Here is a 19812-nt window from a genome sequence, read left to right on the forward strand (position 1 = left end):
AAGCTAAGGTGCAACCACGAATGATCACATCACAGCGATCATAATTACCTCCACCGCGGCAAGTCAACATATATGATATAAAACAAAATATAGGATACTTTTAGGTTTTATCAGGGATACATTATCTAATTTCGCATCGATAACGTATCAAAAAATCTATTTGTTATTAATTATCAATTACTTATGTAAAAAATATCTGATTAAAAAGAGAAAAAATCTAACCAAATAAAAACATTTATCCTGTTTAAAAACACTTTAACATTACAATAACAGTATACTAAAACGACAAAATCTCATTTTTCATATCGATAGCAATCACTCAAAGTTCACCTACTACTCAATAGTCGTTTAGCTCAAAACCCAATAATTTTAGGTATTAATTGCTTAATGAGAAGATTTTATCGTAATAATGCATAAAAAATGTCAATTTAATGGGTAAAAATATAGGTTATTTTTAATAACAAACTATAAAATTAGCCGTATACTTATCGGCTCTTAGCCGACTCAGGGCAATTTCAGGCGTAACACCCTCGCTTGAAATAACTATAAACATAAAAAACAGAAGACTTCTTAGAAGTCGCCTTTGGAGATGTAACATGAAATTAACCGTAAAAAACGTAACTCTCACCTTGGCTTCAGTGGCTGCTGCAGTCTCCTTTTCTGCTCACGCTGCAGAGGTAACCCTGACACTAGGCCATGTAGATCCACAAGAGTGGACGACATCTAAAAAAGGGGCTGCTTCTAAAGTCTTTAAAGAACTTGTTGAGGCTGAATCGGGTGGACGTATTGAGGTAGATATTTACCCGGCAAGTCAATTAGGCGGCGAAACAGACTTAGTACAGTCGGCTCAAGAAGGTACATTAAGTATGACAATGGTGTCTGGCGCATTTGCTAAAGTTTGCCAAGAAGCGTCCGTTCTAGAAATCCCCTACCTGTTTCCTTCAGCGCCTGTTGCTTGGGAAGTGTTGGACGGCGAATTTGGCAAGGCACTTTCTGAAAACTGCTTAGCAAAAACCGGGTTACGTACTTTAGCGTACGGTGAAACTGGCTTTCGAAACTTTACAAACTCTAAGCGCCCAATAGCCGAACCTAAAGATTTAGAAGGCTTAAAAATCCGTGTAATGACACTGCCGTTATACGTGGAGATGGTTAAAGCAATGGGTGGTGAACCGACTCCTATCGCTTGGCCTGAGGTACCTTCTGCGTTGACAACCGGCGTGGTCGACGGCCAAGAGAACCCTATCAGTGTTATCTATGGTAACAAGTTCTACGAATTTCAAAACCATTTAACATTAGATGGACACGTCTACGGGACGGATTTTCTATTAATTAATGAAGACGTATTTGCTGGGCTTAACGACGCTGACCGCGCTATTGTAGAACGAGCAGCAAAAGTAGCAGGGCTTGTAGGCCGTGCGATTCAACAAATCAACTCGGCAGAAGGTTTATCTCAACTGGCGTCTAACGGTATGACAATCACCACACCAACAACTGCCCAACTTGAGCTTTTTCGTGAAGCCGCCCAACCTGCTGTTTTAGAATGGCTCAGAGGCCAAATTGGTGATACTTGGGTAGATAAGGCCCAAGCAGCTGTCGCGTCTGTTACGAAGTAACCCTAGTAACACAATGCTGGGAGTGACCTTTTGCTTCCAGCATTTTTTCAAGCCATGCCCTTGAGATATTGTCCTATGAAGCCCTTCTATAAAAAAGCCCTGTCCTGGCTGACAGGCACCTCTTTGTTAATTGTGTTTTCTGTTGTTTTAGCAAGTAGTCTGAGCCGTTACCTACTCAACTCACCAATCCAATGGAGCGAAGAAATCGCTAAATACGCCATGATATATGGCACCATGTTTGGCACTATTTTATGTTACCTAGAAGGGATGCATATAAAATTCAGCTTCCTTGAAGACGCTGTCTCACCCAAAATCCGCAACATCCTTCATGTCATATCTGACATTGTCGTCTTAGTGTCTGGCATTATTTTAGCGTGGTCTGGCTACCTTTTTATGATGAAGCGAGGTGCTATAACCGCCCCAGGCTCTGGAATTCCAATGTATTACTTTCAAGTAGCAATGGTGATTGGTGGTGTAGGTTTAACGATCGCGGCACTTATTAAGCTATCTGAGCTTGTCCTATCACCTTCGATACAGAGCGAGTAATGTCATGTTAGGTTTTGGTATTCTTATTGTCTTGATGGTTATTGGCAGCCCCATTGCTTTTGCTATTCTCCTGGCCGTGTTTGGACACGTATCACAAACTCCTTTTTCGTTCGGCCTAGTTAGCCAACGTATTTTTTCAGGCATAGATTCATTTGCGATTCTTGCTATCCCCCTTTTTGTCCTTGCTGGCGAGTTAATGAACGAAAGCGGTATTACCGACCGTATTATTAAGTTTGCCAATGCACTGGTTGGCCACACTAAAGCCGGCTTAGCACAGGTTAATATATGGGCCTCTGTTATTTTTGCAGGCTTATCTGGTTCAGCGGTCGCTGACACATCAGCACTGGGACGTATATTCATTCCAACCATGGAAAAAGAAGGTTATCCGCGCGATTTCGCAGCCGCACTAACGGCCGCTTCATCGGTAATAGGCCCGATGATTCCTCCTAGCATACCCGTTATTATTTACGCACTTATCACCAGCGGAGTATCGGTGCCTGCACTTTTTTTAGCCGGTGTCGCTCCGGGCCTATTTTTAGCTATTGGCTTATCAATTTATGTGCGTATCTATGCAGGACACTACGCTCCTTTACGCCCCAAACTTTCAGCCAAAGAACGCTTTAGTGCATTTGTTAATGCATGGATCCCCTTATTTATGCCGATATTTATTGTGGGATCTATTTTAACGGGAATTGTTACGCCAACAGAAGCCGCTGCTCTTGCCGCAGGATATGCACTGATAGCGGGCATATTTATCCTTAAAACCCTTAATTTATCTCGTCTACCCCATATCTTCGTGCGCGCTATGCGAGATTCATCAGTTATTTTAATTATTATTGCCGTAGTGGCTGCCGCTAACTGGATGCTTACATTTTCTCGGGTGCCACAAACCATTAGCAGCTATGTATTAGGTGAGGTTACTAACCCTTGGGTATTTTTGCTCATGGTGAATCTTATTCTTTTAGTCGTAGGCCTCTTTTTAGAAGGGATTGCGGCCATGCTTATTCTGCTCCCTATTATCCACCCAATCGCCATGAGTTTAGGCATCGACCCCACTCACTTTGGCATTGTTGTCATCTTTAATTTGATGATTGGACTGGTAACGCCGCCAATGGGAATTTGTCTATTTGTTTCGAATTCCATTGCAAACGTAGGTATGGGCGCAATTTCACGCAGAATCATGCCGCTATTCCTAGTAGAATTAGGCGTACTTCTTCTTATTACGTTTGTGCCGCAAACAGTTACCTTTATACCAAGACTGTTTGGTTATTAAACGAGTACCCAAAGGATTTTGTGATGAGCAATGTTATATATGTATTGAATGGGCCTAATCTCAACTTGCTAGGGAAGCGCCAGCCGGAAATTTATGGCTATGAAACACTAGCAGACGTTCAGGCAAAGCTTGAGACTAAAGCAGCTCAATCAGGCTTCACTGTTGAGTTTTTTCAAAGCAATCACGAAGGAGCTATCATCGATAAAATCCATGAAGCTCGCGACAAGGCAAACGGCATCATTATCAACCCTGCCGCTTTTACACATACTTCTGTTGCTATTTTAGATGCACTCAATGCTTTTGAAAGCCCCGTAGTTGAAGTTCATATTTCAAATGTTCACAAACGCGAAAGCTTTCGACATCACTCTTATGTGTCACTCAGAGCAGATGGCGTTATCGCAGGTTTAGGCACTTTTGGTTATGTAGCCGCATTAGATTACTTTATTAACTTAAGCTAACCTCTACATTTCTTGTTTTCTAAGGCGCTCTTATGAGCGCCTTTTTATTGCTCGCACTCATCGGGAAACGCTGAAGTTTCGTATCAACCAATGCAAGGGGAGTAAAATTATGCAAATTAAAGAGTTAAAACATTTAGCACATCAACTAGGTACAGAAGTGTCGTTTATTGAACCCGCCTGCGGTGCAATGGTAATCAAAGTCAACTATATACTGGGTGAAACCCCTTCTAGTGCTTTATTGAAAACAAAACAGGGAGAAGTTATAACCCTAAAGAACCTAGCCCAAGGTTACGATTTACTCAGAGCTGTAGGCTTACATAAAGCAACATTAGAGCAAACGATTCCTCACGCCGAACTCTGCATACCCGACACCGCTAAGCAATGGACTTCAAATACAGACTCTCGCTCAGCTGCTATCCAATTGAGATTTTAGCACGCTAAATTTCAGATTGATCTTGCAATAAGACAGCAAGAACTTCCATTAATTATCCGCCTTACTATTTGAGAATACGATGACAAAACAGATTGCTATAGTAGGTGCAGGCCTATCAGGATGCATTCTCGCCAACGAACTAAACAAAGCTGGCTTTCAAGTAACCGTATATGAAAAAAGCCGGGGTACCGGAGGACGCTTATCCAGTGCTCGCGTCGGCGAAGACAGTGTAGACATCGGTCTACCCTATTTTGAAAACATTTCAGAACCCTTTGATACATGGTTACGAGACCTACCCTGTATTGTGCCATGGCCTACTTGCGTACAATCTATTGAGCAAAATATATCTACACAAAATTACTGGGTAGCATCACCTCGGTTTTCAGCCTTAACTCGCACACTTTTATCTAACGTAACGTTGATGACTCGTTGCCGAATTAGCCACGTGTGGCCGGATAACTTAGGAGTTATCCTGCGAGATGAAAACGGGGATTGCCTTGATCGGTTTGATGCAGCAGTCATCACGACTCCGGCTCCGCAAGCCGTGTCATTGCTTGAGTCCATCCCACGATTTGCGCACAAAGCCGAAGTCATCCAGCCTTCTGCAAATTGGATTTTAATCATCGGGCTATCTGTTCATTCAAAAGTAACCCCTGATATTCTATTGAGTTCTGGGCCTATCAAGCGGGCCGTTCGCGACTCAGAAAAGCCCGGCCGACACTCCAAAGAATACAAAGAAGTCTGGGTTGTAGAAGCATCAGATGAATGGAGCCGCTCCCATATCGATACAGATGCAGACTCTGTATCCGAGCATCTACTCCAAGCCTTTGAGCATATGCTAGATCAAAAACTAACCGTCGCTTACACGCGATCTCATCGCTGGCTTTACGCAAAACACCATACACTGCAAACAAGTAATCCAGCCGAAACTCAACAAGTTAGTTACTTATGGAGTGAGCATGATAAAATTGCTGTTTGCGGCGACTGGATATTGGCAGGGGAAGCAAACGTGCCTCCTGCAGAAGCAGCTTGGCACAGCGCTACCCAATTAGCACGTCTACTGATCGAGGAATTGAAGGGTTCGTAAAAGTCTCGACCCTACCCGCAACCGGTTTCGTATGGAATCAAAATATGGCCAAAGAGTCATATATCATCCAGATGACGATAACCATCGTATATATAGAAATGAAACAAACATCGACAGCAGGACATTTACACATGCTAAGCCCTGAAGCCAGACTCGTTCAGAAAAGGTTACAAGAAGCGGGACTTGAAACCCCATTGGTAGAAACCCCAATGGATAACAATCAAAAATACGAGCGTATTAAAGGGCTTATGACAGAAGTACTAAGCACTCTAGGCTTAGACTTAAATGATGATAGCTTAACCGAGACCCCTCACCGCATAGCTAAAATGTACGTTAACGAAATTTTCTCGGGGCTGGATTACAGTAATTTTCCGTCAATTGCTTTAATCGAGAATAAAATGCGCGTAGAAGAGATGGTGAAAGTCAAAGACATTAGCCTAACGAGTGCGTGCGAGCATCATTTCGTCACTATTGATGGGCTAGCAAATGTTGCCTATATCCCCAAAGATACAATCATTGGACTTTCTAAAATTAACCGGATTGTTCGCTTTTTTGCTCAGCGACCGCAAGTTCAAGAGCGTCTCAATCAACAAATATTAATTGCTCTTCAAGCCTTGCTCGGCACTGATGATGTAGCCGTGAGCATACAAGCAACCCACTATTGCGTTAAGTCACGCGGTGTAATGGATACAAGTTCATCTACCGGAACACTCGCGGTAGGCGGAGAATTTAAAACGAACGAACGAATGCGTGCCGAGTTTTTACGAGTATAACTTAAGTAAACCAAGGCTCAGCTATCAGGCAATCCTTGGTTTACTATCAGCAGTCGTTTTATATCATTAGCGCTAACAGGCTTACTAAAATAGTAGCCTTGTACCTCTTCGCATTTATTCTCGTTCAAAAACGCTAGCTGATCAGCTGATTCAACCCCTTCCGCCGTCACACTCAGTCCTAAGCTATGCGCGACGGCTATAATGGCTTGAGTGACCGAAGCATCTTCAGTGTTAGTGGTAACATGTGTAATGAACGAGCGATCTATTTTAAGGCGATCAATTGGGAAACGCTTTAGGTAACTTAAGCTTGAGTACCCTGTGCCAAAGTCATCAATGGCTAAGCAAACCCCAAGATCCTTAAGACGATGCAATGTGTCAACAGAACCCTCGACATCATCCATCAGCATATTTTCCGTGATTTCCAGCTCTAAATACCGCACGGGCAACCCCGTTTTGAGCAATGTGGACTGGACTACCGATTCGAGGTTTTGACGCGCAAATTGCCTAACGGATAAATTCACAGCCATTCTCACCGGTGGAAGCGCTTCATCACGCCATACCTGAGCTTGCTGACAGGCTTCGAACAAAACCCACTCGCCAATGGGAGTAATTAGCCCCGTCTCTTCTGCAACAGGTATAAACTCAACAGGAGAAACCGCTCCTAATAATGGCGAGTCCCAGCGTAATAACGCCTCCACACCAATTATTTTTCCGCTGTGTAATGATATTTGAGGTTGATACACCAAATACAATTCTTTGTTATCAATTGCATGCCGAAGGTGTGCTTCTATCTGTAAGCGCCTTTTGGACACAATGTTCATTGAGTGCGCGAACATTTCGTAGCTATTTTTCCCACCGTGCTTTACATGGTACATGGCAGCATCCACGTTTTTCAGAAGGCTTTCAACTTCAGTACCATCTTGTGGGAATAGCGCTATACCAATACTGGGAGTAATTACCAGCTCGTGCCCTGCCAAGCTAACCCGCCTACCTATATTATCTAAGATACGGTCCGCGATAACTTTGGCCTCGCTGGCATCTTTTACATGCGGGATTAAAATGGTGAACTCATCGCCCCCAAAACGCGATATGAGATGTGCTTCACTATTGCTCTCGCCATTATCATTACGATCATTAGCACGGGCACTTTTAGTTAACCGCTTAGCGACAACCTTCAGTAACAAATCACCCACTCCGTGACCAAACGTGTCGTTAATGCGCTTAAAGTTATCTAAATCTAAAAACAGCACAGCACCGGTATGATTAAACTTCTGAGCTCTTTTGATTGCACGATCCACCGCTGAACTAAATACCGAGCGGTTATGCAGCCCCGTCAGCGCATCATAGCTGGCTAGCTCCAAAATTTTATCTTGAGCCTGTCGTAGCTCAGTCACATCTAGAACAGCGCCGGATAACAAAACCAACTCACCATCTTCATCAAATTCTGCCTCTATCTGATGCTTCACAATACGATGGTCATCATTAACAATAATACGATGATGGATTGAATCAGCAGCATTTGGCTTACCATTCACAATACGGTTAAACCAGTAACGTACTTTAAAATGATCGATCTCGGGGATGCTTTCAAAAAAAGCGGTTAGGCTTGGCTGGATCTTACCCCTTTTGGAATTGAGCAACTCAAATAGATGATCAGACCAATACAACTCATTTGAAGTTACATCCCATTCCCAGTTACCTAGTTTCGCAATACGTTGCGCATTTGCTAAACGTCGCTCACTTTTTTTCAACTCGTTTAGCTCTTCACCAACCACACTTGCTCGGATCATGTAGCGTAAACGCTGGCCTAACACTTTCCAGTTAAATGGCTTGGTTACAAAATCAGTTGCGCCAGCATCATAAGCCCTATTAACAGACGACATATCGTTAAAGCCTGTCGCCATCAATATCGGTACGCGTTTACCAAATGGTAATTGACGAATTTGTCGGCACACCTCATAGCCGTTCAGCTCTGGCATCTCAATATCTAGAATCACAATGTCCGGATGCACTTCTTGAAAGCGCTCTAATGCATTCAACCCATCAGTTGCTTCATATACCTTAAAGCCATCGAGAGTAAGCGCTTGTTGGGCTAGGATGCGCGCGGTTATATCGTCGTCAACAACCAGTACTTTGCTCGGTTTTATTAATACTTCTATCATGATTTCCCACTACTTCCAACCGAACTTTCAGATAAATTAGATAATGCTTTTCTCACTCGCTCTAGTTCAACTTCAAGCGGATTTATTAGAGCCTTTACATCATCTAGGTTAACGCTACTTAAACTCTCAACCTGCTGGCTTAATTCGGCTAAATGAGTCGCACCCAAGTTGTAACAGCTCGACTTCAACGTATGAGCCGCCATACGTAAAGTATCTTCATCCTTGTCATTAAATGCTGATTGAATTTGCGACAGGTTATCGGCTGATTTCATTAAAAACGCTGTAATAATTCGTCTTAAAAACAACCCGTCTTCGTCCATTTGTTGTAATTGCGCGATTATTTCAGGATCCAACACATAGGAATCTACAGTCTCGGCAGGCACAACACCCTCTTCAAGTGAGGACGCATGATCCTTAGCCGGCGGCAAGTACACAACAGAACTGGTCTCTTCTTTGACGAGGTACTCATTCAGTACAGCTATCAGCGCCTGTTTTTTATAAGGTTTAGCTAGATAGTTTGTCATTCCTGCGTCGAAGCAGCGTTCTCTATCATCTTTAAACGCATTCGCCGTTAACGCAACGATAGGTGTTGGCTGAGCACCGGGAGATAATGACTTTTCCATTTGTCGAATGGCTGCCGTTGCTTTATATCCGTCCATTTTCGGCATTTGGCAATCCATCAAAATTAAGTCATAACGATGGCGTTTAAACTTATCGAGTGCCTCCATCCCGTCTGCAGCGACATCAACCGTTAATCCACTACCTGCTGCTGACAAAATTTGAAGAGCATATGCCTGATTAACTTCGTTATCTTCTACCAGCAACAGACGCCCGTGAACATCCGGCATCACTATTGGTTCGTTACTCGCAGAGATAAACTGCCCTGGTCTGTGATCTTGGTAGTGAAGACCTTTATCAAATGACAAGGTAAACCAAAATGTAGTCCCCTCACCTTCATAGCTCGAAAAGCCAATACTGCCGTCCATCATATCAATCAACTGTTTACAGATGGCTAACCCTAACCCGGTACCTCCAAAGTTACGAGTTGTTGAACTATCCGCTTGTACAAATGGTTCAAATATACGAGTCCTTTGCTCTGGTGAAATACCCACCCCCGTATCAGAAACTATTATTTTAACAGTCAGTTTATTATCCGTTTCCTCAAGCACTTCGAGATAAATAGATACTTCACCTTCAGAGGTAAACTTCAACGCGTTGCTAATTAAATTTGTTAACAACTGACGTACTCTAACCTCATCGCCTTGAACGGCTCCCCTAAAATGGTCTGGAAGGTAATAAAATAAACCAATCCCTTTCTGTTCGGCTTGGGGCGCAAACAAATTTACTTGGCTTTGAATAATATCATTCAGGTTAAAAGCAGCCTTCTCTAAAAGAAGACTACCGGCCTCAATCTTAGAGAAGTCGAGAATGTCATTAATAATCTGCAGCAAGCTCTCACTAGAGGAGCGAATCATGTGTAAGAAACGACGCTGATGAGCATTTAAATCTGTTTCTAGTACTAAATCTGTCATGCCCAACACACCATTCATCGGTGTGCGAATTTCATGACTCATCGTAGCCAAAAATTCACTCTTAGCTTTATTGGCTTGCTCAGCTACATTTTTTTCCTGATCGGCCTGCTCAATACGTTCTCGTATCTCTTCTTCTAAGAAAATAAATGACTCGGCCAATCGTCCGACTTCGTCTTGATACCGAGTCGCTAAACCTTTGATACTGTCCTCTATATCTGGAGATTTAGCGAAGTTACGAGATGGGAGAGCTTTCGCATGTGCAGTCAAAATGGATAGCGGATTAACCAACTTAGAGATTAAAAAGAAAGCAGCAAACAAACTCAGCAAGAAAACAGAGCCAATAATAAGGCTTTGCCTTCCAACTAAATCACGACCTGGCCCTGCAATTTCAGCAACGGGAACAACAACCGCTAAGTACCAATCAAATGCTTTAAAGTAAGAGATAAAGACCTGTACTTCACGACCACCCGTAAACGAGCCTTCATAACTAATAAACGAAGCGCTTTGTTTATGCCCTTCTATAATACGATCTAACAGTGGGGACTGCTGCCAATCTAACTGACCAGTATTCACATCGGGTAATAGCGGAAGATCAGGAGGAGCGATGAGTACCTCTTTAGAACCGTTGAATAGAAACGCAAAGCCAGATGCAGCAACCTTAATTTGCTGAAGACTTTGGCTAAGATCATCAATGATTTCATCCATTTTTTGTTGGCTTTGCACCTCGATATCATCGAAATTCACCAACACACCGATTGTCCATGACCACCCTTCTACAGGTAAAAAGAACGCTAAATAGTTCTTCTTTTCTTCCCCTTCGCTACTAGACCATTCGAATATGCTAGAGGCACCGTCTTTAGGTAAGTTACTAGGACGCATAACTTTTGAAAGCTCTAAACCTTTAAGATCTTTAATTTGGCCTAAAGACCCTCCCTCAATGATTGGGTTATTAGCCGCTAAAACATTACCTTGCGAATCTGCTATAAATAAATACTTCTTATCTATAGCCATAGAGCGAATCCAGTTAATCAAAGAATCAAGAATAACTTCTTGATCGCCTTCGTTACGATTATTTAAACCTGCATATGAATTAACAACTGACTGAACCAGAAATAAAGTATTTCGCATTTCTGATTTTAACTCACCAAGCAAACCAACCTTCTCATTAATAATACGATCATAGCTAGCACTGATGTGTAACTGAGCCAAGCCTAGCACATTACGAGCAGAGGACTGTTCTGCCACAAGCATGGCGTTACCAACATCCCGGTGAGTAAAATACATAATAGCACTCGACGTAACGAGCATTATTATAGCAATCAAAGCAACGAATTTAGACTTTATACTTGTAAACACTATTTATTCCTGATTCTCTATACGCCAATATAATTTATCAGCGGCAGCCAACAAATACGCATTCAAGTGAAAACCTATCAACTCAGCCGTTTTCATATTCAAATATATATCGGGGTGATCATTAAAAACCTGATTAATCTCTCCTGGCTTTTTCCCTTTCAATATTTCAATAGCAACATTTGCTAGAAAACGCCCCTCCTTTATCAATCCGTAAGATCGAGAAGCACTTAACATATAGCCGAATTTAACTTCATCCTGTCCATACTGAGAAAATGCAGGAATTTTATATTTATTCGCAATAGCAATGATTTTTTCATGAGTTTTTAGATCTAACCCTCCTTGCTCTGTAACATAAAAGCTATCTACTTTATCAGCTAAATAATTAAAACAGCTTACTATAGACTCAGAAGCAGCTTCCTCGCTAGGAATATCGCTTTTTGTATAGCAGGGTATGACTGTAAAGCCTTTATCTTTGGCAATAGAGTAAATGGTATCGACTGCAGCATAACTCCGACCTACTTTAGTATTTTCGTAAGCTATACCTAATCGCTTAAAACCAATTAAATTATGAAATATCCTAACTTGATTTAAATACCGATCAGGACTTATAAAAACATGTACATGATCAAATCCCGAATCATCTTGTTGTTTTATAATGCCAGCACTAATTGGGTCACTGGAAGACATTACCATAACAGGGGTGCTATGCTCCTCATTTGCTAAATCTAAACCGGCCCATGATCCTAATGCAAAAACAAGATCGATATCCGATTGTTTATTTAGCCTATTAAGGAAAACTTGACGCTGGTTAACACGCTGCTCTTGGCTCCATCCAGAAGAATAAAAAGCATCTGCCACAAACTCTATTTGATCACTATCGGTATTCTCTGATAGCCATTGCCATAAAAGCTTTGCCTCACCACTTTGAAAATCAGGTATTTCCCTACCTTTACTAATCGTGAAAACACCTAGGTCATGAAAAGATACAGCAATGGATCTTAGTGTTTTATAGTAATCGATATAGTCTCCACCTTGATAATATGCAACTCTTTTCTTTTGCTCATTATCAGCAGCCTGAGACTGAACAGACAAACCTACAGAAATAAATGAAAATATAATAAAAAAAGCGGTTCTTACTATTGAAAGCCTCATTTTATTACCTACTACCTTCAATAGTATGAAAAATTTCATCTGCCAAGCCTAGCAGTATTAACGGGGGGTTGAACCCAATAATTTCAGCTGATTTTATATTAACAGCCATTCGAGGTGGTTCTTCGAAAAGCTGCGAAATTTCCCGTGGAGACTCTCCACTTATAACGCGTTTTATTACGTCGGCCTGAAAATCTCCAACATATTTAAAACCCGCTTGTGATAAGCTTAACAGCATTCCCTTTTTAACCTCGTCCACACCTGACTGAGAAAATGTAGGAATTTTATTTTTATTTACTATTTCAACTAAAGTAGGAAGTGTTTCTCTATTAACACCTCCTTGGACGGTCACATAAATCGCATCAGTTTTCTTAGATAGTTCATTAAAACAGTCAATCACACTCATATTAGCTTTATTTGAGTCGCTAATATCACTTAGAGTAAAGCAAGGAATAACATCGAAGTTTAATTGTTCGGCTTTTTGAAGGACAATATCTAATGCGGCATAACTTCGGCCTTCTACTGTATCTTCGTATGCTATCCCCAAACGTTTAAATCCTATAACTTCATGAAATAATGTAATTTGTCGCTGATATCTCTCTGGATCAATTGTCGCATGCACATGGTCATATCCGGAATCTTCTATAGATCTCACTATATTCGAGCTTATAGGATCACTCGCGGACATTACTATTGTTGGTATATTATGTTGATTGTTAGCGAAAGACTGCCCAGCCCAGGTACCCATTGCTATAAGCAGGTCTACCTCTTTATTAATCAATAATTCGGTAGCTTCAACCTGATACTTCTCTCGCTTTTTTTCATCCCAATCTGCACTAAAATAAAAGTCTTTAGAAAAGGTAATCATGCTATTAGATAAGTTTTCAGCGAGCCAAGTCCAAAGCTCAGCTGTTTGCTCACCAGAGAATGCAGGTATTCTCTTCTGTTCCAGCAAACCATCATTCATCATTGCTGTAACCGTTTCAGTAAGAATTTTCTTATAATCTGAATAAGGACCTCCTTCGAAATATCCTAAGACCCATGGCTTATTAATTTTTTGTTTTTTATCTATAAGCTGTTCAGCAAACACATTAACCGACAAGAAAACAGCTAAAAAAATTATTAACTTTTTAAAAGATAACATTGCACCACCATAAATTAGCAATTTCTTTCCGTGCTTGAATATAATCCTGTTATGACTAAATCATTTCTTAAATTTTTAAAAAGCTGTTCTGCTATATCATCTCTAAACTGAGGTAAGAAGCTATTAGGCAAAACATCTTCTAGTGTTTCATGTAAGGATCCCATGTGCGCATCCTTTACTGAAACGTTATTCATCCAATTAGTATCTATTCCGCCATCATTAATGAGCTCAACAGGCCCAGTCGGATATAAACCAAAATTGTTTGTTGCTAAAACAGGCTGCATCCCTGAAAGATAACCATCTACTTTCGAGGGTATGGCGACAGAGTCGTTACAATTTTGAAACACAACCTCTACAGCTCTCTTCATTTTAGGTAGATAATCAGCTTGATAATAACCACCCAGCGCCGTAACACCTCTCGCCAATGTAATAACTAAGAAAGAAGTAAAAACAGATGGAATCAACCTCTCGTTTTGAATAGCCTCAGCTATGGCACTAACTGTTAACTCAATATCCCAACGCTCCCCTGAGTCTGAACGCCCCGAGAGCATGCACTTACCATCCTCTTCAACCGGTAATAAGGGAATTCTACGTTTCCGCTCATCGACTCCCCAAAACATAAAGGTACCAGACTGTTTAAAATGGCCTTCACTTGTCATAGTCAAACGTTTAGATAATTCAGCTATATTCCAGCAAGACTTTTCTTGGTCTAAGGCATGCTCTAAAGCAATCCTATGAGGCTCAGAAAAAAGCAGTCGTACGAGCAAGCTCTCTGTGTTCTCAAGATCTAAACAAACTAATCTAGACGCAATTTTCTCGAGTTCAAGATAAACAAGATTTGTTTTTTCTCTGGTCCTCTTTATAATTTTCGACCATAAAACAGAGTTCACTTGCGTAGCTTGCTGCGAATAGCTATCGCTACCAGTAGAAACTGAATATGCATCTATTACCAAGTCTGCTATCTCTGCTGGTTTCGAGATACTTGACTCCTTACCTATTCGTTTAGTGAACTGTAACAACATATCCCCCGAAATCGATCGGACTGCAGATACTGTCTCACGTCGGTATTTATTGGAATATATTGGAGCTTTAAAAGGGACTTTTTGATTTAAGGAGATTGAAGGAGGATAGAGAAGCACCCCTCTAGGGTACGTTAGGTTATCTAAGGGCACATTCCCACAAGCAAAAACTGGGACTGTTTTAGCTTGTTTACCATTAATTTTCCGCAAACTAAAAATCAATGTACCTTGTACTGATTGGGCAAAGTAATCGACCCCGTGGTGGTTAGCCGTTAGTACAACAGGGTTAGCTAAAAGCTCAGACGCCGCTTCCCTAGCGACTTCTTCACCTAATAATGGCTTGGCATAATTGTAGACAACTTCTGCTAAATCATCACGCGGTTGAAAGCTAGTAGCAGAAAATACATTTTGAGTTTCTAGATACTGAGCAATTGTTTTATCGCCATGATCACGAAGTGTACGATCAACAGTAGGTAAAGCCTCCCGAATACGTTGAAGATAACTTTCCAACGAATGTGAGCAAGCCAACTCCCCTGAAGTAGATTTTTTTTCTGACTCTAATGTATTGCTGTCAGCCAAGGTCATGGTGGCCTCGACTCGCTGAAGCCACTCCGAGCCCTCTCACAGTTTTTTTGTACAATATGCTGGTATACATTACCAATAGCGACTTAAGCAACAAAGCTAACCTCATGCCAACAAACACTGAGTGCCGGCCTTGGCTAAAGATTTAGCGTGTCCTTGCGCTAATTTTTTCGTAACACCAAGCGTTGAAGCTTCCTTATTCGCCACATGTTGTTTATCCGCTTGCCGCATTAAAGACCGTTTCATGTGGTAAACCCCTTCAAACAATAATATAGGGTTTGACTGAATACGCCAGCCTGATTCTAACTCTTGTACTTTTATCACCGCCTCATCATCATGCCAACGGCAACGATGAGGAAGTACTGTGATCACTTTTTCCTCAGGAGAAAAGAGTTGCTGAACAGTAAAGGCTGCAGCCATAGCCCCCGTACCACACGCCAGTGTTTCCCGGTATATGCCTCGTTCAAAACAACGGTTCTCGATAATCTTTTGGGACTTGATACGAGTAAAATTAACACTGATACCGTATGGAAAAAAAGAATGATAGGCACGATTAATGGCATGACCTATTGCATGAACCAGCTGAGATCCTGGATCATTTTCGAGGTCCCCTATGCGTGTATTGTTTTTGAAAATAGCCGATGCTATCGCTGGATCTTCAAAGCACACATCCGGGAAAATCACCAAATGTGGCTCCCCGGTAAAGCTTAAATAGCAGACGAAAGACAAAGTTGCATTTTCACCGAGCAAACTGCATCCATTAATGTCCAGCTCTGAAACGCGAAACGACTCAATCACTGACACTTCATTTTGAGTAAAACCTGGAGTGACTAACACAGGAGGCAATTTACGCGGGAAGCCCATTTCTGCCCAGCTGTAAGCGGTATCGGATTGGGTTCCAATTGAAATGAGCTTAGGGGTTAAGAACGGAACTTCTGTGATAATAGGGACTTGCGATAAACCATATTGCTGATAAAGATACTGAGCAATACACATTAAACCATTACCGCAACATAACGCTTCTTGGCCGTCAGGCTCGAACATTCTAAAAATGTAAGTTTCATTAGAAAGGTCGGGGGGAAGACGCCAATAGCGGCGGTAGTCATTGATATCTGCTAGTGTTTGGGACGTTGCTTTTTGCAACACTAATAGGTTATCGCAGCCTACCCCAAAACTCATATTCGTGGCTTGATAAGCAAACTCGGACATCGCCGCCTCACTTAGCCAAGCCGTCTCTGTCATGTCAACAACGACAAAGTTATTTCCACAAGATGAGTATTTAGTAAAGGGGATCTTGGTCATGACCCGACCACCTTTAGCCTTCTCTCCACAGGGTGCGGGTTACAGAATTTAAGCACAGACCTACACCCCTCTTTAAAAAGCATATTAGTCAACACCATTTTAGAGGCGAAAATCGGTGGTAATATTGCGCAAAAATTCACATCGGCATCCATCAGTTTGGTTATACAGAGGCTTAAAGCCTAGTAACGTCAACAAGCTTTCTGGCTTTTATAGCGCCGACTATCGTAGCGGCCTAAATTGCATCACCTAGATTAAAACAAGCGTTTGAAGCGCACAACAACAAAATATATACATTCAAAAAGTTTGTAAACAAAAAAACTTACATATCAATAATGTATACTTTAATTCTACCTCCTAAACTACTAAATAAACCAACCCGAAAGTACTAGAAGCACTACAAATTAGTACAGAAGAACCTTCAGCAATCCTAAGCACTAAAAGTAGTAAAGAGAAGCATTTACATATAGATCGGCAGCTTTTGCAAACTATTAAGGAGAAATTTGTTTTGCGTCCCACGCGAAAAGGTTACCACTGTCCTCTAATGTGAGACCGTCAATCACCTGAAGTAATGACTCAGCAGCGTTATGGGGCAAAAACAGTTGATCTGGTTTGACCTGTTTTTGAAAAGGTTTTGATAGCGGTGTGTCTACCGTCCCGGGATGCAGCCCAACGACAATAGCTTGCGGGTGTGTCCGCTGGCATTCAATAGCTAAAGATTTCAACATCATATTTAATGCCGTTTTGCTGGCTCGGTAGCTATACCAGCCTCCTAGGCGATTATCAGATATGCTTGAAACACGGGCGGACAAAGCACTAAACACAGATTTTTGGTTTCTTCTCAGTAGAGGAAGAAAATGTTTAGCAACCAACATCGGTCCCAATGTATTCGACATGAAAACAGCTTGAAACGACTCTGCTGTTAAGGATTTGATACTTTTCTCTGGAGCTAAGTTTTGTGCATGCAATAGCCCAGTTGCTACGATAACAATATCTACTAATTTACCATCTAACCGTTGAGCCGCAGCGGCAACAGATTGCTCATTCGTAATATCAATGCCAATGTCCGTTATCTGCGAACATTGTTTAAGATCTTCAGATATTGGGGAACGAGAGAACGTATAGACATGGCCAACTCGTGGAGTCTCAAGTAATGCCCTAACCATAGCATTACCAATCCCACCGGTTGCGCCCACAACGACGACGTTTAGGTTTTCCCTAAAGTTTTCCAACATGTGAAACCTCTGCACCGCTTTATGTAAAACAATGGTCCTACAGATTATAAGGATTAATCAGACTCACAAATTCATTTGCCGCTGAGTTTTAAGGAATATACTTCGAACATTTACTTGGGTGTCTAAACGTGCCGCCATCAAGTAAAGGCCAGCCATCTTACGATGCAGAAATAACACATCTGGCGGTGGCGTGTGCCATGCGTCAGGGTCTTTACTAATGCTCATTCCTAACTCGTGTATCCGCAAAGCAATGTTGGAGGATCCAAAGCTATACATCCCTTCACATCGCAAAGGCTCAACCGCTAGCATAAAGATAGCCAAAATAATCGGTTTGTTGGCGACAGCGGCGCTGGTATTGAAAAACCCCAGTTTTCCAAGCGCCGCAGCCAGTTGTTCCTCGTCTTCTTCAACAGCCGCTTCGATCGCACTCCAATAATCACGTACAAAGTCTGGTGTATAGGAGCGTACAGCACCAAAATCTAAAAGAACCAACTTTTGCGTGTCTGGCTGATACAAGTAATTCGCCAAATTAGGATCCGTCTGTACCAAGCCAAAATCAAATAGCTCGGTAAAAAACAAATCGAATATCAGCTCCATTATTTGATGTCGTTGGGGGGCATTGGTAAGCGACTGCTCTAATGGTTCACCAGACTCAAAAGACATCGCTAGAATGTCACGTGATGATTGATCCGGATAGTATAACGGGGTGATTAGCTCATCTCGTCTAGGGTAACTTTCTAATTTGTGCCTAACACTTTCTAAATGCTCACCCTCCACCCAATAGTCTGACTCGGCTTTTAGCTGTTCTTTTGCCTCTGTTATGAGCGGTTCTATATCTAATGATTTTGGGATAAACCCACTAATACGCAGCAACATAACTACATTAGCAATATCACTATCAATGCTTTCGCGCACGCCTGGGTACTGGATTTTTAACGCTATGTGACGCCCGTCTTGGCAAACAGCTGAATGCACCTGACCTATAGATGCCGCGGCAATCGGCTTAAACGAAAATTGAGTAAAACGAGACTGCCAATCTGCCCCCCAGTTTTTCTCTAATACAGAAATTAACTGAGTGGCTGGCATGACTTCCCCGTCTGACCGCAAACGGTCAAATACAGCTGATAGCTCGGGCGGAAGCATCGTTCCTGCGTCCATAGATATCAACTGCCCTACTTTCATAGCAGCACCACGCATAGTGGCTAATTTATCCGCTACTTTCTTCACATTATTGGGAGTTAATAGCAATTCATTAATGCGAGGGCGGTGTCCTTGAGCCACTTTTTTACTGCCTTCTACTGCTATATTTCCGGCTAAGCGGCTCGCTAACCCTCCTAGACTCACCAAACGAGAAAAACGGCTTGAAGGTACTTTTTTTCCCGAACGAGTACGAGATACGGGATGTTTGTCACTGCGTGAAGATTGCATTATTGCGCCGGTAAATGTTGTTCAATTAAAGTAACGATACGGGTATCCTCGGGTTTGATATGGCTTTTAAAGCTGGCTATCACCTCACCACTGGGCGAGATGAGGTATTTATGGAAATTCCAGCCTGGATACTCTCCCGTTTTTTGAGCAAGCCATTCATAAATAGGCGAGGCTTCATTCTGTGTAACACGAACTTTTTCAAACATAGGAAAGTTAACGCTATAAGTAAGACGACAAAAATTCTGTATTTGCTGCTCAGTCCCCGGCTCTTGTCCGGCAAAATCATTAGAAGGGAAGCCCAATACAACCAGTCCTTTCTCTTTATACGTAGCATATAAAGCCTCTAAACCATCATATTGGGGTGTAAATGCGCATTTGCTAGCGGTGTTAACAACCAATACAAGTTTACCTTGGTACGCATCACACAAATGAACCTTCCGCTCCTCACCAAGTGCTTTGTATGTGAAGTCTAACGCTTCTGAGCATTCTGCGGTTTTCGATATCGGGAGATCTTTTGACCATGAAACCGAGGGGGAAAAGGCCGCAAAAGCCATAGTTGCAAACATCACTTGCCTGACCTTAGTGTGGGCAGACAAGATAATAGGCTTAGAAACGCTCGACCCAAGCGAGATCTCGATGAAAGACATAGTTTTACTCCACGATGTTCTAAATATGTTTACGCCTCAAGTTCATTTCTAGATCCAATGCCGTTTAAAAAGCGTA

At 41.9% G+C, this 19812-nt stretch carries 16 protein-coding genes; 7 read left to right on the forward strand and 9 right to left on the reverse strand.

The window, feature by feature from the left end:
• The first annotated feature begins 596 nt into the window (after window positions 1-596).
• From OW491_RS03475 to folE, 7 genes are all read left to right on the forward strand, one after another.
• Complete coding sequence (locus tag OW491_RS03475; protein ID WP_290034667.1) at window positions 597-1613, forward strand: DctP family TRAP transporter solute-binding subunit; 1017 nt, start codon at window positions 597-599, stop codon at window positions 1611-1613.
• Window positions 1614-1688: 75 nt separating this feature from the next.
• Entirely contained in the window at window positions 1689-2159 is a 471-nt protein-coding gene (locus OW491_RS03480) for a TRAP transporter small permease (protein WP_075171723.1), read from the forward strand.
• Window positions 2160-2163: 4 nt separating this feature from the next.
• Window positions 2164-3432: a TRAP transporter large permease gene (locus OW491_RS03485; RefSeq protein WP_075171722.1), complete on the forward strand. Its 1269-nt coding sequence runs from the start codon at window positions 2164-2166 to the stop codon at window positions 3430-3432.
• Window positions 3433-3455: 23 nt separating this feature from the next.
• Window positions 3456-3890, forward strand: a complete 435-nt coding sequence (gene aroQ, locus OW491_RS03490) for a type II 3-dehydroquinate dehydratase (protein ID WP_075180281.1) — start codon at window positions 3456-3458, stop codon at window positions 3888-3890.
• A 109-nt stretch (window positions 3891-3999) separates the two neighbouring features.
• Window positions 4000-4323 carry a hypothetical protein gene (locus tag OW491_RS03495; RefSeq protein ID WP_290034668.1) on the forward strand — a complete coding sequence of 108 codons (324 nt, stop codon included), beginning with the start codon at window positions 4000-4002 and terminating at the stop codon, window positions 4321-4323.
• Between the two features lie 79 nt (window positions 4324-4402).
• Window positions 4403-5410: an NAD(P)-binding protein gene (locus OW491_RS03500; protein ID WP_290034669.1), complete on the forward strand. Its 1008-nt coding sequence runs from the start codon at window positions 4403-4405 to the stop codon at window positions 5408-5410.
• Between the two features lie 131 nt (window positions 5411-5541).
• Complete coding sequence (folE, locus tag OW491_RS03505; protein WP_075180279.1) at window positions 5542-6183, forward strand: GTP cyclohydrolase I FolE; 642 nt, start codon at window positions 5542-5544, stop codon at window positions 6181-6183.
• Window positions 6184-6200: 17 nt separating this feature from the next.
• On the opposite strand, the gene OW491_RS03510 is transcribed toward folE, so the two are convergent.
• From OW491_RS03510 to OW491_RS03550, 9 genes are all read right to left on the reverse strand, one after another.
• Window positions 6201-8345 (reverse strand): EAL domain-containing protein, encoded by a 2145-nt coding sequence (locus OW491_RS03510; protein WP_290034670.1) that lies wholly within the window; start codon window positions 8343-8345, stop codon window positions 6201-6203.
• On the reverse strand, window positions 8342-11233 hold the full coding sequence (locus tag OW491_RS03515) for an ATP-binding protein (protein ID WP_290034672.1): 2892 nt from the start codon (window positions 11231-11233) through the stop codon (window positions 8342-8344). The genes OW491_RS03510 and OW491_RS03515 overlap by 4 nt, the downstream gene beginning before the upstream one ends.
• Before the next feature lie 3 nt (window positions 11234-11236).
• Window positions 11237-12424, reverse strand: a complete 1188-nt coding sequence (locus tag OW491_RS03520; protein WP_290034673.1) for an ABC transporter substrate binding protein — start codon at window positions 12422-12424, stop codon at window positions 11237-11239.
• Entirely contained in the window at window positions 12390-13526 is a 1137-nt protein-coding gene (locus tag OW491_RS03525; RefSeq protein ID WP_075173429.1) for an ABC transporter substrate binding protein, read from the reverse strand. Before OW491_RS03525 ends, OW491_RS03520 begins: the two co-directional genes overlap by 35 nt.
• A 14-nt stretch (window positions 13527-13540) precedes the next feature.
• On the reverse strand, window positions 13541-15130 hold the full coding sequence (locus OW491_RS03530) for a hypothetical protein (protein WP_290034674.1): 1590 nt from the start codon (window positions 15128-15130) through the stop codon (window positions 13541-13543).
• A 102-nt stretch (window positions 15131-15232) separates the two neighbouring features.
• Window positions 15233-16429 (reverse strand): diaminopimelate epimerase, encoded by a 1197-nt coding sequence (locus tag OW491_RS03535; protein ID WP_290034675.1) that lies wholly within the window; start codon window positions 16427-16429, stop codon window positions 15233-15235.
• 488 nt (window positions 16430-16917) lie between these two features.
• A complete protein-coding gene (locus OW491_RS03540) occupies window positions 16918-17661 on the reverse strand; it encodes an SDR family NAD(P)-dependent oxidoreductase (protein WP_075171712.1) in 744 nt (247 codons plus the stop codon).
• 63 nt (window positions 17662-17724) lie between these two features.
• Window positions 17725-19089 carry an AarF/ABC1/UbiB kinase family protein gene (locus OW491_RS03545; RefSeq protein WP_075180274.1) on the reverse strand — a complete coding sequence of 455 codons (1365 nt, stop codon included), beginning with the start codon at window positions 19087-19089 and terminating at the stop codon, window positions 17725-17727.
• Window positions 19089-19736 carry a glutathione peroxidase gene (locus OW491_RS03550; protein ID WP_254842954.1) on the reverse strand — a complete coding sequence of 216 codons (648 nt, stop codon included), beginning with the start codon at window positions 19734-19736 and terminating at the stop codon, window positions 19089-19091. Before OW491_RS03550 ends, OW491_RS03545 begins: the two co-directional genes overlap by 1 nt.
• Window positions 19737-19812: the final 76 nt, after the last annotated feature.

Origin of the sequence: Neptunomonas sp. CHC150, assembly GCF_030397555.1 — a bacterium.
GTDB classification, from domain to species: Bacteria; Pseudomonadota; Gammaproteobacteria; order Pseudomonadales; family Balneatricaceae; genus Neptunomonas; species Neptunomonas phycophila.

What these genes read in the sequence shown, in the direction of transcription:
- OW491_RS03475 (WP_290034667.1), top strand. Translation starts at nt 597, where the DNA reads ATGAAATTAACCGTAAAAAACGTAACTCTCACCTTGGCTTCAGTGGCT.
- OW491_RS03480 (WP_075171723.1), top strand. Translation starts at nt 1,689, where the DNA reads ATGAAGCCCTTCTATAAAAAAGCCCTGTCCTGGCTGACAGGCACCTCT.
- OW491_RS03485 (WP_075171722.1), top strand. Translation starts at nt 2,164, where the DNA reads ATGTTAGGTTTTGGTATTCTTATTGTCTTGATGGTTATTGGCAGCCCC.
- aroQ (WP_075180281.1), top strand. Translation starts at nt 3,456, where the DNA reads ATGAGCAATGTTATATATGTATTGAATGGGCCTAATCTCAACTTGCTA.
- OW491_RS03495 (WP_290034668.1), top strand. Translation starts at nt 4,000, where the DNA reads ATGCAAATTAAAGAGTTAAAACATTTAGCACATCAACTAGGTACAGAA.
- OW491_RS03500 (WP_290034669.1), top strand. Translation starts at nt 4,403, where the DNA reads ATGACAAAACAGATTGCTATAGTAGGTGCAGGCCTATCAGGATGCATT.
- folE (WP_075180279.1), top strand. Translation starts at nt 5,542, where the DNA reads ATGCTAAGCCCTGAAGCCAGACTCGTTCAGAAAAGGTTACAAGAAGCG.
- OW491_RS03510 (WP_290034670.1), bottom strand. Translation starts at nt 8,345, where the DNA reads ATGATAGAAGTATTAATAAAACCGAGCAAAGTACTGGTTGTTGACGAC.
- OW491_RS03520 (WP_290034673.1), bottom strand. Translation starts at nt 12,424, where the DNA reads ATGAAATTTTTCATACTATTGAAGGTAGTAGGTAATAAAATGAGGCTT.
- OW491_RS03525 (WP_075173429.1), bottom strand. Translation starts at nt 13,526, where the DNA reads ATGTTATCTTTTAAAAAGTTAATAATTTTTTTAGCTGTTTTCTTGTCG.
- OW491_RS03530 (WP_290034674.1), bottom strand. Translation starts at nt 15,130, where the DNA reads ATGACCTTGGCTGACAGCAATACATTAGAGTCAGAAAAAAAATCTACT.
- OW491_RS03535 (WP_290034675.1), bottom strand. Translation starts at nt 16,429, where the DNA reads ATGACCAAGATCCCCTTTACTAAATACTCATCTTGTGGAAATAACTTT.
- OW491_RS03540 (WP_075171712.1), bottom strand. Translation starts at nt 17,661, where the DNA reads ATGTTGGAAAACTTTAGGGAAAACCTAAACGTCGTCGTTGTGGGCGCA.
- OW491_RS03545 (WP_075180274.1), bottom strand. Translation starts at nt 19,089, where the DNA reads ATGCAATCTTCACGCAGTGACAAACATCCCGTATCTCGTACTCGTTCG.
- OW491_RS03550 (WP_254842954.1), bottom strand. Translation starts at nt 19,736, where the DNA reads ATGTCTTTCATCGAGATCTCGCTTGGGTCGAGCGTTTCTAAGCCTATT.